This is a genomic window from Candidatus Streptomyces philanthi, assembly GCF_059553635.1.
In genome coordinates this window covers 1-15,208 of sequence record NZ_JCANQV010000011.1, presented here as the reverse complement: position 1 = coordinate 15,208, position 15,208 = coordinate 1, and the positions used below count along the sequence as shown (strand labels likewise).

At 71.6% G+C, this 15,208-nt stretch carries 13 protein-coding genes, 1 pseudogene and 2 riboswitches; of the genes and pseudogenes, 3 read left to right on the top strand and 11 right to left on the bottom strand.

All coding sequences use genetic code 11. From position 1 onward, the window contains the following. The first annotated feature begins 249 nt into the window (after positions 1-249). A complete protein-coding gene (locus AC51EU_RS03180; protein WP_496265062.1) occupies positions 250-834 on the top strand; it encodes a hypothetical protein in 585 nt (194 codons plus the stop codon). A 311-nt stretch (positions 835-1,145) separates the two neighbouring features. After that, positions 1,146-1,343, top strand: a complete 198-nt coding sequence (locus AC51EU_RS03175) for a DUF5999 family protein (protein WP_496265092.1) — start codon at positions 1,146-1,148, stop codon at positions 1,341-1,343. An 87-nt stretch (positions 1,344-1,430) separates the two neighbouring features. Here the strand turns inward: AC51EU_RS03175 and gcvP are convergent, their stop codons facing one another. Next, on the bottom strand, positions 1,431-4,316 hold the full coding sequence (gene gcvP, locus AC51EU_RS03170) for an aminomethyl-transferring glycine dehydrogenase (RefSeq protein WP_496265061.1): 2,886 nt from the start codon (positions 4,314-4,316) through the stop codon (positions 1,431-1,433). Between the two features lie 64 nt (positions 4,317-4,380). Next, a riboswitch (glycine riboswitch) is annotated at positions 4,381-4,495 on the bottom strand. Between the two features lies 1 nt (position 4,496). Beyond that, positions 4,497-4,594, bottom strand: a riboswitch (glycine riboswitch). A 114-nt stretch (positions 4,595-4,708) separates the two neighbouring features. Here gcvP and AC51EU_RS03165 point away from each other — a divergent pair. After that, on the top strand, positions 4,709-5,092 hold the full coding sequence (locus tag AC51EU_RS03165) for a PRC-barrel domain-containing protein (RefSeq protein ID WP_496265060.1): 384 nt from the start codon (positions 4,709-4,711) through the stop codon (positions 5,090-5,092). Here AC51EU_RS03165 and AC51EU_RS03160 read toward each other — a convergent pair. The 10 genes and pseudogenes from AC51EU_RS03160 to clsA form a co-directional block, all read right to left on the bottom strand. Continuing rightward, a complete protein-coding gene (locus AC51EU_RS03160) occupies positions 5,002-6,456 on the bottom strand; it encodes a DNA polymerase IV (protein ID WP_496265059.1) in 1,455 nt (484 codons plus the stop codon). The genes AC51EU_RS03165 and AC51EU_RS03160 overlap by 91 nt on opposite strands. A 78-nt stretch (positions 6,457-6,534) precedes the next feature. After that, complete coding sequence (locus tag AC51EU_RS03155) at positions 6,535-7,140, bottom strand: MerR family transcriptional regulator (protein WP_496265058.1); 606 nt, start codon at positions 7,138-7,140, stop codon at positions 6,535-6,537. A gap of 195 nt (positions 7,141-7,335) precedes the next feature. Further along, positions 7,336-7,800: pseudogene (locus AC51EU_RS03150) on the bottom strand (bifunctional nuclease family protein); the annotation flags it as partial. A gap of 53 nt (positions 7,801-7,853) precedes the next feature. Then, the gene (ftsR, locus tag AC51EU_RS03145) at positions 7,854-8,606 is read right to left on the bottom strand and encodes a transcriptional regulator FtsR (RefSeq protein ID WP_496265057.1); all 753 of its coding nucleotides are present in this window, start codon (positions 8,604-8,606) and stop codon (positions 7,854-7,856) included. A 17-nt stretch (positions 8,607-8,623) separates the two neighbouring features. Beyond that, positions 8,624-9,415 carry an FHA domain-containing protein gene (locus AC51EU_RS03140; RefSeq protein WP_496265091.1) on the bottom strand — a complete coding sequence of 264 codons (792 nt, stop codon included), beginning with the start codon at positions 9,413-9,415 and terminating at the stop codon, positions 8,624-8,626. Between the two features lie 148 nt (positions 9,416-9,563). After that, positions 9,564-10,454, bottom strand: coding sequence for a DUF881 domain-containing protein (locus AC51EU_RS03135; protein ID WP_496265056.1), 891 nt, complete (start codon positions 10,452-10,454; stop codon positions 9,564-9,566). A gap of 5 nt (positions 10,455-10,459) precedes the next feature. Then, positions 10,460-10,792: a small basic family protein gene (locus tag AC51EU_RS03130; protein ID WP_003984969.1), complete on the bottom strand. Its 333-nt coding sequence runs from the start codon at positions 10,790-10,792 to the stop codon at positions 10,460-10,462. Beyond that, positions 10,789-11,712 carry a DUF881 domain-containing protein gene (locus tag AC51EU_RS03125; protein ID WP_496265055.1) on the bottom strand — a complete coding sequence of 308 codons (924 nt, stop codon included), beginning with the start codon at positions 11,710-11,712 and terminating at the stop codon, positions 10,789-10,791. The genes AC51EU_RS03130 and AC51EU_RS03125 overlap by 4 nt, the downstream gene beginning before the upstream one ends. 85 nt (positions 11,713-11,797) lie before the next feature. Then, positions 11,798-14,293 carry a sugar phosphate nucleotidyltransferase gene (locus tag AC51EU_RS03120; RefSeq protein WP_496265054.1) on the bottom strand — a complete coding sequence of 832 codons (2,496 nt, stop codon included), beginning with the start codon at positions 14,291-14,293 and terminating at the stop codon, positions 11,798-11,800. 116 nt (positions 14,294-14,409) lie between these two features. Further along, the gene (gene clsA, locus AC51EU_RS03115; RefSeq protein ID WP_496265053.1) at positions 14,410-15,018 is read right to left on the bottom strand and encodes a cardiolipin synthase ClsA; all 609 of its coding nucleotides are present in this window, start codon (positions 15,016-15,018) and stop codon (positions 14,410-14,412) included. Positions 15,019-15,208 lie beyond the last annotated feature (190 nt).

Sequence of the window (15,208 nt, the reverse complement as noted above, 5' to 3'; positions counted from 1 at the left end):
GTCCGGATTTCGTCTTGCCATGAATTCACGTACCGTTCGGACCGCACACATTACGAACACATGTCGTATAAACTCTGGCGACGAGGCAGAGAATTGGCGCCCGGTGTGCTGTCGTTCCCACGGTACCGGGGAACCGCGGCCGGGCCGCGCGGCCGCGAGCGCGGCCGGCCGGACTCCGACCCCGCACGCAGACAGCGTCGTCCGCGTTTGCCCCGCTCCACCGTGTGACCCAGTGAGAGGCGATCCGCCATGCCGCTGCATGTCCCCGCTGCCCCCGCGCCCGCCGTGCGCAGCGTCCTCGCCGCCCTCGGCTCCCCCGCCGCCGTCCGCGACACGGGCACCTCCGCCCTGCGCGGCCACCAGGGACCGCTGAGCGCCGACCACCCGCTGCCCGTCCATGTGTGGGACACCGTCACCGGCACCGGCGCGGCGCCCCGCACCCGGCTCACCGGCTGGCGCTTCCTGGTCCGCGGCGGCGAACGCGCCCTGGCCACCGCGCAGGCCCGGCGCACACCGGACGGCTGGGCCTTCTCGCACTTCTGCGGCGGCCCCTACGTCACCGCCACCGAACTGGCCGTGGCACAGGCCGAGTCGCTGGCGGCGCCGTACCAGCCGCGGCTGCTGTCCGTACCGGAGCTGTACATGCTCACGCTGTGGCTGCACCACGACATCGCCTCGGACGGTGCCGGCGGCAGCCCCGCGCCGGGCGATCTGCTGGTACCGCTGGCGCCCGCGCCGCCGGGCATCGCCGCGCACCGGCCGCAGCGGGTGGCCGACCTGGTCCCGCGGCTGTCCCGCCGGCTGGCGCCCGCGCCGCTGCGTTCCACGGCCTGACCTGCCCCGCGGCGGCAATCCGTCGCACAGGTGAGCGCCCCACGCCCCGAACGGACGTGGGGCGCCGCGCCGTGCGCGGAGGCCGGGGGCGCCGGGGTCCCCGTCAATCTCCTTGACGCGCAGCGCACTTGGGGTGAACCGTCCGCTCGGGTGACGCGTCGGTACCGAGTGCGTACCGCTGAGGTGAAATCCCTGCGGAATCCCTTCCGTGGGGCAACACTGGAGACGACCGGAGAAACGGGGGAGCGGCCATGTCCACCTCATCACGCCGTACCACGGTGTCCATCCATCCGCAGCGAAAGACGACTCCCATGTGCCAGCACCAACCTCCCTGCCCCTCAGCCGACTCCACCGACCGGGAAGCCGCCCATCCCGTGGCGCACCACCCGGAACAGGGCTGGAGTCTGCTGTGCAACGGCGTCCTGCTCTTCGAGGACACCGGTGAACTGCTGCCGGACGGGCAGGTCATCGCCCCGCACCGGCCGCTCGGCGTCGCCGCCGCGGTCTGACGACGGCACCGGCCGGACGGCCGGCACGGTGCCCGACGACAAGGGCCCCCGGCGTGCTGCCGAGGGCCCTCCATGGAGTGCCGCGGGTCAGTCGTCGTACGCGTCGAGCGGCGGGCAGGAGCACACGAGGTTGCGGTCACCGAAGGCGCCGTCGATCCGGCGCACCGGCGGCCAGTACTTCTCCGCCGCCACCACGCCGGCCGGGAAGACGGCCTCCTGGCGGCTGTAGGGGTGCTTCCACTCGCCGGCCAGCACCGCCGCGGTGTGCGGGGCGTTGCGCAGCGGGTTGTCGTCCTTGTCCCACTCCCCCGAACCGACCTTGTCGATCTCCGCACGGATGGCGATCATCGCCTCACAGAAGCGGTCGAGCTCGGTCAGGTCCTCGCTCTCGGTCGGCTCGATCATCAGGGTGCCGGCCACCGGGAACGACATCGTCGGGGCGTGGAAGCCGTAGTCGACCAGCCGCTTGGCGACGTCGTCGATACTCACGCCCGTCGCCTTGGTCAGCGGCCGGACGTCGATGATGCACTCATGGGCGACCAGCCCGCCGGGGCCCGTGTAGAGCACCGGGTAGTGGGGCTCCAGCCGCTTGGCGATGTAGTTGGCGCCGAGCACCGCGACCTGGGTGGCCCGCTTGAGCCCCTCGGCCCCCATGAGCCGCACATACGCCCAGGAGATCGGCAGGATGCCGGCCGAGCCCCACGGCGCCGCCGAGACCGGGCCGACGCCCGTCTCCGGACCCGCGGTGGGCTGGAGCGGGTGGTTGGGCAGGTACGGCGCCAGGTGGGCGCGGACCGCGACCGGGCCGACGCCGGGGCCGCCGCCGCCGTGCGGGATGCAGAACGTCTTGTGCAGGTTCAGGTGCGAGACGTCCCCCCCGAAGCGGCCCGGCGCGGCCAGCCCGACCAGCGCGTTCAGGTTGGCGCCGTCGACGTAGACCTGACCGCCGGCATCGTGCACCGCCGCGCAGATCTCGGTGATGTGCTCCTCGAACACGCCGTGGGTGGACGGGTAGGTCACCATCAGCACCGCGAGCTGCTCCCGGTGCTGCTCGATCTTGGCGCGCAGGTCCTCGACGTCCACCTCGCCGTTCTCGGCGGTCTTGACGACGACGACCTTCATCCCGGCCATCACGGCGCTGGCGGCGTTGGTGCCGTGCGCCGACGACGGGATCAGGCAGACGATGCGCTGCGCGTCACCGTTGGCACGGTGGTACGCGCGTACCGCCAGCAGGCCGGCCAGCTCGCCCTGCGAACCGGCGTTGGGCTGGAGGGAGACCTTGTCGTAGCCGGTGACGGCCGCCAGCCGCTCCTCCAGCTCCCGGATCAGGGTGAGGAAGCCCTCCGCCTGGCCGACCGGGGCGAACGGGTGCAGCTGCCCGAACTCCGGCCAGGTCACCGGCTCCATCTCGGTGGTCGCGTTGAGCTTCATCGTGCAGGAGCCCAGCGGGATCATGCCGCGGTCCAGCGCGTAGTCCTTGTCCGCGAGGGTGCGCAGGTAGCGCAGCATCGCGGTCTCGGAGCGGTGCCGGTGGAAGACCGGGTGGGTGAGGTAGTCCCCGGTGCGCAGCAGCTCCTGGGGGAGCGCGTCGGCGGTGGCCGCGTCCAGGGCCTCGACGTCGCCCTCGACGCCGAAGGCCGCCCAGACGGCGGTGAGGTGCTCGCGGCGGGTGGTCTCGTCGCAGGCGATGCCGACGTGGTCGGCGTCGATGTGCCGCAGGTTGACGCCGGCGTCCAATGCGGCGGCGACGACCTCGGCCGCGCGGCCCGGGACCCGGGCGGTCAGCGTGTCGAAGTACGCCTCGTGCGCCAGCTCCACCCCGCCCGCCCGCAGACCGGCGGCGAGGACCGCGGCGTAGCGGTGGGTACGCCGGGCGATGGCGGCCAGGCCCTCGGGGCCGTGGTGGACGGCGTACATGCCGGCCATGACGGCGAGCAGCACCTGCGCGGTGCAGATGTTGCTGGTGGCCTTCTCGCGGCGGATGTGCTGCTCGCGGGTCTGGAGGGCCAGCCGGTACGCCTTGTCGCCGTCGGCGTCCACGGAGACGCCCACCAGGCGGCCGGGCAGGTTGCGGGCGAACTTCTCGCGGACGGCCATGTAGCCGGCGTGCGGCCCGCCGAAACCGAGCGGGACACCGAAGCGCTGGGTGGTGCCGACGGCGATGTCCGCGCCCAGCTCACCGGGCGGCGTCAGCAGCGTCAGGGCCAGCAGATCGGCGGCGACGGTGACGACGGCGCCCAGGTCGTGGGCCTGCTCGATGACGGCGCGCGGGTCGGTGACCGCGCCGGAAGCGCCCGGGTACTGGAGCAGGACGCCGAAGACGCCGCGTTCGGCGATCTCGGCGGGGATGCCGCCGGACAGGTCGGCGACGGCGACCTCGACACCGGCCGGCTCGGCACGCGTCTGGATGACGCCGAGGGTCTGCGGCAGGCAGTCGGCGTCGACGAGGAAGACGCCCTGCTTGACCTTGCCGACACGGCGGGAGAGCGCCATCGCCTCGGCGGCCGCGGTGCCCTCGTCGAGCAGTGAGGCGCCGGAGGTCGGCAGTCCGGTGAGGTCGGCGACCATGGTCTGGAAGTTCAGCAGGGCTTCGAGGCGGCCCTGCGAGATCTCCGGCTGGTAGGGCGTGTACGCCGTGTACCAGGCGGGGTTCTCCATGACGTTGCGCAGGATCACCGGCGGGGTGAACGTGCCGTAGTAGCCCAGGCCGATCATGGAGGTGAGCACCTCGTTGCGGCCGGCGAGGGCGCGCAGTTCGTCGAGGACCTCGGCCTCGGTGCGTCCCTCGGGCAGGCCCAGCGCCTCGGCGCTCTTGATCACGTCGGGGACGGCGGCGGCGGTCAGCTCGTCCAGCGAACCGAAGCCGACGTACGCGAGCATCTTGGCCCGCGCCTCGTGGTCGGGGCCGATGTGCCGCTGCTCGAACGGTGTGCCGCGCTCCAGCTCGGTCAGCGGGATGCGAGGGGTGGTCATCTGCGGGGGCCTCCTGGTCGTTGCGACCTGCGAGGGGCACCACGGCGCGGGTGCCCGGACGGCCTCCCCCTCTGTCATCGCGACCTGAGAGCTTCACCGGCCCGTGGGCGGCCCGGCTTTCACCGTCGGTGAGGAGGGGTTCCGGCGCTTCCCGTGGCCCGCCCTGCTTTCCAGAGTGACCTCGCCCGTGCGGTACGTGTGCCTGAGAGATTCCGGGGAGGATTTGCTCCTTCGGCGCCCCCGCCGCGGACGACGAGGGACTCTCCCGCACGGGTTCTGCGGCCGCTGCCAGCCTACCAGCGGCTTCACCTGGGTGATCGGCCGAGTGGCCGGGCCGGGGAAAGTGCCGTTGGGTAGGGGACACAGGGCAGTTGCGACCCGTTGGAGGGACCGTGCAAGCCGATATCGACCCCCGGAGCCTGATCGGCCGCAAGGCGTTCGACCGGCACGGCGCCAAGATCGGCACCGTGGACGAGGTGTACCTCGACGACGCGACCGGCGAACCGGAATGGGCGGCCGTACGCACCGGCTTCTTCGGCCGGGACGCCTTCGTGCCCCTGGAGCCCAGCGAACTGTCCGCCGACGGGCTGCACGTCCCCTACGACCGCGGACTCGTCAAGGACGCGCCCGACTTCGGCGTCGGCCGGCACCTCTCCCCCGAACAGGAACTCCGGCTCTACCGCCACTACCGGCTGGACTTCTCCCCCCGCGAGACCGACGCCGTGCCCTCCTCCCCGGACGAGGCCCCCGGGCGCGCGGGCGGCGCACCGGACTGACCCGCGGCCTCCCCCTGGGGCCCGCCGCCCACCAGCGGCAGCGGCTCCCCCGGGCGCAGCGCCGGATCGTCGACGGCGAAGGTCCGCACCCGGCCGGGCGGGGACCAGGGCTGTTCGAACCGCACGGTCACCCGGCCCACCCCGCTGCCCTGCACCCAGCCCGCGCCGAACTCGTCGTGCACCACGTCCGCCCCCGGGTTCCAGTGGCGGGGCCGCTCCTCCTCGGCCTCCCGGCCGTCCGCGGGCCCCGGTTCCCGCTCCGCCCGCGCGGCCTGAGCCGTCTGCCGCTCCTCCGCGAGCTGGGCGAACAGGTCCTCCTGCGTGAAGTCGGCGAGCCCGCTCACGCCCACGCCCAGCAGCCGGACCCCGCCGGTGGTGTCCACCGTCTCCAGCAGCCGGGCGGCGGCCTCCCGGACCACCGCCGGGTCGTCGGTCGGGCCGCGCAGCGTCTCGGAGCGGGTGAGGGTGGAGAAGTCGTAGTTGCGGACCTTGATCACGACGGTGCGTCCGGAGCGGCCCGCGCCCCGCAGCCGCTCGACGCAGCGGTCGGCCAGCCGCATCAGCTCGCCGCGCACCCGTATGCGGTCGGTGAGGTCCACGTCGAAGGTGTCCTCGACGGAGACCGACTTGGCGTCCCGTTCGGCCACCACGGGCCGGTCGTCGCGGCCCAGCGCCATGGCGTACAGCCCCGTGCCGTGCGCCCTGCCCAGCAGCCGTACCAGCTCCGCCTCGCCGGCCTCGGCGGTCTCGGCGACGGTGGTGATCCCCGCCCGGCGCAGCGCCTCGGCGGTCGCCGGGCCGACGCCCGGCAGCACCCGTACCGGCATCGGGGCCAGCAGCTCACGTTCCGTGCCCGGCGCGATCACCACGAGTCCGTCGGGCTTGGCCCGCTCGGACGCGATCTTGGCCAGCATCTTCGCGCCCGCGAGCCCCACCGAGCCCGTCAGCCCCGTCCGCACGTGGATGTCGGCGCGCAGCCGCTCCCCCACGGCCCGTGCGGCGGACGTCTCGGGCGCCGTGCCCCCGGCCTCCAGGTCGACGAACGCCTCGTCCAGGCTCAGCGGCTCCACCAGCGGCGACAGGGCGTGCAGCAGCTCCATCACCGTGTCGCTCACCTGGCGGTACACGCCGAAGCGGGGACTGAGGTAGGCGGCGTTGGGGCACAGGCGGCGCGCCTGGGCCGTGGGCATCGCGGAGCGGACGCCGAAGACCCGCGCCTCGTACGACGCCGTGGAGACCACGCCACGCGGCCCCACGCCCCCGACCACCACGGGCTTCCCGCGAAGGCTCGGCTTGGCCGCCTGCTCGGCCGAGGCGAAGAACGCATCCATGTCCAGGTGCAGGATCGTCGGCGCACGTCTCACACCACCGATGCTGCCGTACGGCACTGACATTCGAGCCCCGCGCCGTCCCGCGCCGCGCCGCGGCCGGGGTTCGCGGTGTCAGCCGGCGCGGTTGCGGCGCCGGGCAAGCTCGTCGTGCGGGTTGTGCCCGACGAGGGTCTCGCCGGTGTCCACCCGCTCGCCGTGCAGCTGGGACAGCGCGGCCTCCACGTCCCGCCACACCACTCCGATGGCGATGCCGAAGACGCCCTGACCGCCCTGGAGGAGCGCCACGACCTGGTCGGGCGAGGTGCACTCGTAGACCGTCGCGCCGTCGCTCATCAGCGTCATACGCGTCAGGTCGGCGAGCCCGCGGGCGCGCAGGTGCTGGACGGCGGCGCGGATGTTCTGGAGCGACACACCGGTGTCCAGCAGCCGCTTCACGATCTTGAGGACGACGACGTCACGGAAGCTGTAGAGCCGCTGGGTGCCGGAGCCGTAGGCGGGACGGACGCTCGGCTCCACAAGGCCCGTACGGGCCCAGTAGTCGAGCTGCCGGTAGGTGATCCCGGCCGCCGCGCACGCGGTCGGCCCGCGGTAGCCGATGGTCTGTGTCTCGTGTTCCCCCGACACCGCCACGGTGTGTACGGGGGGACGGTTCGCCCGCGCGCCCGCCTGGAGCGGGAACGCCCCTTCCGCCGCCGTACCGTCGCCGGTGATTCCCACGCCGCCCTCCGTCCTTCACGTCCCGGACGGGACCTGCTCATCGACGGTATGCAGTCGCCCGGGGTGCGTCAACGATCGCCGCGCTCGCCACGCCGGGTGATAATCACCCTGCGAGTGGTTTCCCGTGACCTCGCGCGGGGAAGGTGTGCGGGGTTTGGCCGGAATCCGATCAGCGGCGGCCGAAGTCACTGGTTTGCTGGTGCCGAAGTCCTCGGGAGAGATCTGGTCGAGGAACTCGCGGAACTTCTCCACCTCGTCCTCCTGCTCGTCCGGGATGGCGATCCCCGCGTCGTCCAGCACACCGTCGGTGCCGAAGATCGGCGTGCCGGTGCGCAGCGCCAGCGCTATGGCGTCGGACGGACGGGCACTGACCTCCACCCCGCTGGCGAAGACCAGCTCGGCGTAGAACACGCCCTCGCGCAGATCCGTGATGCGGACCTGCGTCAGCTCCTGTCCGACCGCCTCCAGGACGTCCTTGAAGAGGTCGTGTGTCAGCGGCCGGGCGGGGACCATGCCCTGCTGTGCGAAGGCGATGGCGGTCGCTTCCCCCGGCCCGATCCAAATGGGCAGGTAGCGGTCGCCTCCCACCTCCCGCAGGAGCACGATCGGTTGGCTGGAAGGCATTTCCACCCGGACACCCACGACGTCGAGCTCGTTCACACAGCAACCCTAGGACGTGCCCGGCCGGTTTGGGTAGTCGGGCACTCGTTTGCTCAGGGAAGCAGGTCCCGCAGCGCGGTCTGGACCAGCGCCGCGTGCAGCCGTACGCACAGTGTCGCCAGCTCCCGCGCGGTGGCCTCCGCATGGGCCCTGGTCTGCGGATTACGGTGCCGCCGAAGGGGTGCCACGACCTGCTCGACCAGCCCGGCCTCCCGGTCGGCCGCGGCCTTCACGGCACGAAGATGGCGCGGTTCGAGGCCGAAACGGCCCAGATCCGCGACGAGCCGGGCGACCGTGACGTCCTCGGCGTCGAAGGCGCCGTCCGCGCCGGCCGTGAGCAGCCCGTAGGACTCCCAGCCGGCCAGCGCCGCCTCGTCCACCCCGGCCGCCTCCAACAGCTCGGCACGGCCGATCCTGGCGGCGGCAGCGGGGCGCCCGGCACCGGGATCGCCCACGTCGTCCACGAGGTCGCGGACGGGCGCCGCCGGGGCGGACAGCGCCACCTCCTCGCCGCGTTCCAGGGCCTCCAGGTGCTCCCGGATGACCTTCAGCGGCAGATAGTGGTCGCGCTGCATCCGCAGGACGGTCGCCAGGCGCTCCACGTCCCGCGGGGTGAACTTCCGGTACCCGGAAGGCGTCCGCGTCGGCTCGACGAGCCCCTCGGCCTCCAGGAAGCGGATCTTGGAGATGGTGACCTCGGGGAATTCCTCGCGCAGCTGGGTGAGCACCGTGCCGATGCTCACCGGTTTGCCGTCCGAGGAGGCGGCGCCGGAGGACCCGGCACCGCCCGTCGGTGCAGTACGCATATGCCTTCCCCGGCCGGTCAGATACCGACGCCTCGCGGGCTGGCGTAGAAGACCAGGCGGAACTTGCCGATCTGGACCTCGTCGCCGTTGGCGAGGGCGGCCGACTCGATGCCCTCCCGGTTGACGTAGGTGCCGTTGAGGCTGCCGACGTCGGAGACGGTGAAGACGCCGTCCTGGCCTCGGCGGAACTCCACGTGGCGCCGGGAGACCGTCACATCGTCGAGGAAGATGTCGCTCTGCGGGTGCCGTCCCGCCGTGGTCAGCTCACTGTCCAGCAGGAACCGGCTCCCGGCGTTGGGGCCCCGGCGCACCACCAGCAGCGCCGACCCCGCGGGCAGCGCGTCCACGGCGGCCTGGGCCTCCGGGGACAGCAGCGGCATCTGGGTCTGGCCCGTCGTCTCCGCGTCGTACGCCTCAAGCCCCGAGATGGAGATCGTCGACGTCGTCTCGGAGGCGCGCTCGGCATGGGCCCCCGGGCGCAGCGGCGTACCGCAGTTGGAGCAGAACCGGCTCGTCCCCGCGTTGCGGTGACCGCACCGCGAGCACATCTGCACGGCCCCGCCGCCCGCCCCCGGGACGTCCTGGGAACCTATGGGGGCGGCCCCGGCGGAACCGGCGGAGGCCCCGCCGGCCGGACCCGCGACCTCGTCGCGGAACAGCGGGCGGTCCTCGGCGCCGCCCTCATCGGGACGACCCGAAGCGCGGTGCCGCGCCTCGCCGCCCTCCTGGCGTGCGTTCTTGCCGAACAGCTTTGCAAACAACTTCACGGGCGATTCCCCTTGACCGAAACAGACCCGCCCGTGGGGCAGGACGAACCCTCAATGCACACACCGGCCGGTCCGGACGTCCTGTGAACGTCCGCGGCCCTCCGACAGTTTCCCTCACGCACCTCGCTCACGGTGCGTCGACCCCCCGCCACGTCATGCCCTACCCGGGCCCTCGCCATCCGTTCATCCCTCACTGCGATGACGACCGAGCGTAGTCAGGCCGCTTCGCCTCTCGCAAGGCGTCCACAGTGATCTTCCGCGCATCGGTCACCACCACCTTGGCCTGCTCCTTCTCCAGCGTCTGCACCACCCCGCCGGGGATGTTCAGCGCCGGTCCCAGGTCCTGCGGCTTGCCGATGACCTTGAAACGATACGGCTGCTCGACCCGTTTCCCGTCGATCTCCACCGCGCCGCGGGCGTCGGACAGGTAACTGTTCGCGACCACCCGCACCTCGTTGACCTGGATCGCCTCGGCCCCGGCGGCCCGCAGCTCCTGGACGGCGTCCAACAGTTTGTCCGCCTCGACGGAATGCGTCGGGTCCTCGATGGTCAGGGTGATGCCGGGGCCCTGTGCCGCGACGGTCCCCGCCAGCACACCCAGCTGCCGTTCCTTCTCCACGGTCTGTCTACGGGCCTCCTCGGCCTGGTCCGAGCTGTTCTCCAGCTCGGTCTTCTGCCCTTCCAGGCGCCGCTGTTCGTCCGTCAACCGCTGGGAACGGTTGTCCAGCTCGTCCAGGATGCGCACCAGGTCCTCCTGGCGCGCACCGCGCAGCGCACTGCTGTCACTGGTGGAACGTACCTGAATCGCCAGGCCGAGGCCGAGAATGAACAGGAGGAGCGCAACGATCAGTTGAGCACGGGTCACCCGCGGCGGCCACAGACCGGCCTTCAGCCGCTGCCGTCCGGTGAGCGGCGCCTCGCCCGGATCCGCCTCCGCGGCGTCCGCCTCGGGCGTCTCGTCCCGCGGTGTCCGCCCGGGGGCGCCGGGCCGCTCGGGCGGCATCGGCCGCCTGCCCGCGGGCCGCCCGTCCCCCTCCGTCTCCTCGCGCCGTTCCGGCTCCGGGGTCTCGTCCTTCGCCATCCGCCTCACGCCCTGAAGACGTGCCGGCGGATCGCGGCGGCGTTGGAGAAGATCCGGATGCCCAGCACCACCACGACACCGGTGGAGAGTTGGGCGCCGACGCCCAGCTTGTCGCCGAGGAAGACGATCAGCGCGGCCACCACCACGTTCGAGAGGAAGGAGACGACGAAGACCTTGTCGTCGAAGATGCCGTCCAGCATCGCGCGCAGACCGCCGAACACGGCGTCCAGCGCCGCGACCACGGCGATCGGCAAGTAGGGCTCGACCACCGTCGGCACCACGGGTCGGACCACAAGTCCGACCACGACTCCCACGATGAGGCCCAGTACGGCGATCACGATGTGCCCTTCCCTGTGTCGGCGCCGCCCGTCGTCGCGGCACCGCCCTGCGGCTTAGCTGTGCGTACGATCACACTGGGGGCCGGTGGCAGCGTCACCTTGCCCTCCGCGGAAATCCTGGTGCGCACGCCGTAGTTCTCCTGCAGCACCTGCAGATAGCGGCCGTCGGCGCTCTCCTGGAACGCGGCGCTCAGCCGCTGCCCGTCCCCCACCGCGAGCACCGTGTACGGCGGCACCAGCGGTTTGTTGTCGACCAGTATGGCGTCTCCCGCGGCCCTGATCGCCGAGAGTGAGGTGAGCCGCTGCCCGTTGACGGCGATGGCCTCCGCCCCCGACTGCCACAGGCCGTTGACGACGCGTTGCATGTCCCGGTCGCGCACCCGACCGGTGTCGGAGAAACCACTGCTCTCCCGGGGGCCGCCGGTGCCGGACTGCGCGCCCTTGGCGTCGTCCACGACCAGCTTCACCCCGGGCCCCGTCACCTGCGTCGAGCCGGCCAGCAGGGCGAGCAGCTCGGACCGGTCGCCACCGTGCCGGCGCAGCGCCTCACGCTGCATCGCGACGACCGTGCCGCGCAGTTCGTCGACGCGGTGCTGCTGGGTGTCGGCCGCCGCGGTGCCCTTCTGGATGCGGTCGATCAGCTCCTCGCGCTCCTTGGCCAGCGTCGGGGCGGATATCCGCGCCTGGGCCGCGCCCACGGTCACCACCGCGGCCGCCAGCACCAGTCCGGCGGCCAGCCCCAGCTTCGCCCGCAGGGCCCGCGGCAGCCCGCGCACGCCCGCCGCGGAGGCGCGGGCGGCGGCCTCGGCGTACCCGTCGTCGAGGCTGTGGTCCATCACGTTGGTGAGCAGCGACATGGACGCGTCGGGGCGCGCGGCCGACGTACGGGGAGTGCTCCGATCGGGGGGCTGCGGCGACATGCCGCACATCGTCGCACGTCGGCCGCGTCGTCTCCCACACGGCCCCGCCGACGCACCCGCCAGGGGCACGCCGGCGGGGCGGGGTTCAGTGCCCGGCGCCGTCGACCACCGCGGACCACTCGTCGAGCAGATGACGGGCCGAGTCCTCGTCGGGCCCCTCCGCCCACAGATGCGTGACCGCCTCCGCGGGGTCGGGCAGCACCAGCACCCAGCGCCCGTCGCTCTCCACGACCCGCACGCCGTCGGTGGTGTCCACCGACCGGTCCCCGGCCGCCTCGACCACATGCCGCATGACCAGGCCCTTGACCGCCCACGGCGTCGCCAGGTCACGGCGCAGCACGTGCGCCCGCGGGATCCGCGCGTCGATCCGGCTGAGCGTGAGCTGCGTACGGGCCACCAGCCCGATCAGCCGCACGAACGCGGCGGCGCCGTCGAAGACACTGCTGAACTCCGGGACGATGAACCCGCCCCGGCCGTCCCCGCCGAAGACCGTGCCCTCCGCGCGCCCCACCCGGGTGAGGTCGTCGGGCGAGGTCGTCGTCCATTCGACCCGGGTGCCGTGGTACGCGGCCACCTGCTCGGCGATGCGGGTGGTGGTCACCGGCAGCGCCACCCGGCCGCTGCGCCGCTCGGCGGCCACCAGGTCGAGCATCACCAGCAGCGCCCGGTCGTCCTCGACGATCCGTCCACGCTCGTCCACCAGGGACAGCCGCTCGCCCACGGGGTCGAACCGCACACCGAACGCGGCACGCGCCGAGGCCACGATCTCCCCGAGCCGGACGAGTCCGTTCCGCCGCGCCTCGGCGGTCTCGGTCGGGCGGGACTCGTCGAGACCGGGGTTGATCGTCAGCGAATCCACCCCGAGCCGGCCGAGCAGGCTGGGCAGCACCAGGCCCGCGCTCCCGTTGGAGGCGTCCACCACGACCTTCAGCCCGGCCTCGGACACGCCCCGGGTGTCCACGGCGCGCAGCAGGGCGCCCGTGTACGAGTCGAAGACGCTGGAGGGGAAGCTGAGGTCGCCGATCTCTCCGGGGAAGGCACGGCGGTACTCCTGGCGTGCGTAGACCCGGTCCAGTTTGCGCTGCCCCGCCTGCGAGAGGTCGGCGCCGCGCTCGTCGAAGAACATGATGTCGACGGAGTCCGGCACGCCCGGCGTCGTACGGATCATGATGCCGCCGGCGCTGCCGCGGGCGGTCTGCTCGCGGGCGACGGGCAGCGGCACGTTCTCCAGGTCGCGGACGTCGATGGCGCTGGCCTGGAGCGCGGAGATCACCGCGCGTTTGAGGGCCCGCGCACCCCGGGAATGGTCACGGGCCGTGGTGACCGTGGCGCCCTTCTTCAGCGTCGTCGCGTACGCGCCGGCGAGGCGCACCACGAGTTCCGGGGTGATCTCGACGTTCAGGATTCCCGAGACGCCCCGCGCGCCGAAAAGATGGGCCTGGCCGCGCGATTCCCAGATCACGGACGTGTTGACGAACGCGCCGGGCTCGACCGTCTTGAACGGGTAGACCCGTACATTCCCCTGGACGATGGATTCCTCGCCCACCAGGCATTCGTCCCCGATGACCGCGCCGTCCTCGATCCGGGCGGCCCGCATGACGTCGGTGTTCTTCCCGACGACGCAGCCCCGCAGATTGCACTGCGCGCCGATGTAGACGTTGTCGTGGACCACGGCCTTGTGGAGGAAGGCGCCCTTCTTGACGACGACGTTGGACCCGATGACGGTGTGTTCGCGGATCTCCGCCTCCGCCTCGATCTTGGCGTAGTCACCGATGTACAGCGGGCCGCGCAGTACCGCGTCGGTGTGGACCTCGGCGCCTTCGGCGACCCATACGCCCGGGGAGATCTCGAAGCCGTCGATGTCGACGTCGACCTTGCCCTCAAGGACGTCGGCCTGGGCCTTCACATAACTCTCGTGGGTGCCGACGTCCTCCCAGTAGCCCTCGGCGACATAGCCGTAGACGGGTTTGCCTTCCTTCATCAGCTGCGGGAAGACGTCACCCGACCAGTCCACCGGGACATCGGGCCGGACATAGTCGAAGACCTCGGGCTCCATGACATAGATGCCCGTGTTGACGGTGTCCGAGAAGACCTGTCCCCAGGTCGGTTTCTCCAGGAAGCGTTCGACCCTGCCCTCGTCGTCGACGATGGTGATGCCGAATTCCAATGGATTGGGCACCCGCGTCAGGCAGACGGTGACGAGGGCGCCCTTCTCCTTGTGGAAGCGGATCAGATCGGTGAGGTCGAAGTCGGTGAGCGCGTCACCGGAAATGACGAGGAAGGCATCGTCCCGAAGGGCTTCCTCGGCGTTCTTCACGCTGCCGGCGGTGCCCAGCGGCTTTTCCTCGTTGGCATAGGTGAGCTCCATGCCGAGTTCTTCCCCGTCACCGAAATAGTTCCGGACGAGCGAGGCAAGGAATTGCACGGTCACCACGGTCTCGTGGAGACCGTGCCGCTTCAGCAACCTGAGCACATGCTCCATGATCGGCCTGTTGGCCACCGGGAGCAGCGGTTTGGGCATGCTGGACGTCATGGGGCGCAGTCGGGTGCCTTCCCCGCCGGCCATCACCACGGCCTTCATGTCGGAAGCGTCCTCCTCTGGGAGACGACGGTCTTGCCGACTTCACCCGTCCGGCTCGCCCACTGTTCTCACGAACGGGCGCCGCGGTGGCACAGGACTTTCCTGCTTCGGCGAGTTCAGTCGGCCGTGGTGGCCACCCTGATGATCCGGCGGACCTGAACCACGTAGAGGATTCCTGCCCACCAGTAGAGCGCTATACCCCAACCGGCGAACGCCCATCCGAAAATAGCGGCGAGATCACCGAGCCGGCCGGTCGTGTCACTCAGGAGGAGCAACGGGAAGGCATACATCAGGTTGAACGTCGCGGCCTTGCCGAGGAAGTTCACCTGAGGAGGTCCGTAGCCGTGACGGGCCAGCAATCCGACGGCGATCAGCAGCATGAGTTCCCGTGCCAGCAGCGCCAGGGTGACCCAGAGCGGCAGGATCTCCCGCCAGGTCAGACCGATCAGGGTGGAAAGGATGTAGAGCCGGTCGGCGGCCGGGTCGAGGATGCGCCCCAGGCTGCTGATCTGATTCCAGCGCCGGGCGAGCTTGCCGTCCAGGTAGTCGCTGACTCCGCTCAGGGCCAGCACCAGGAGCGCCCAGCCGTCGGCGTTGGGGCCGCCGAATTTCGGCCACAGAATCAACCACAGGAACAGCGGTACGCCGGCGAGGCGCGCCATGCTGAGAATGTTCGGGATGGTGAGGACGCGATCCGTCTGGATCCGCGTCTCCTGGACCTCCACGCGGAAGCCTCCTGTGGGAAATGTACCGACGATGCCCCACGACTTTACCTGGGCGGCCGCCCGTACGGTTCTGCGGGTCCGGCAAGAGGCCCCACAGTACGCAAAACACACCGTAGGCCTGCAAAAGCCCGGGAGAAGAACGGCCGTGAACGCAGAAAGGCCCCGCACCATACGGTGCGGGGCCTCCCCT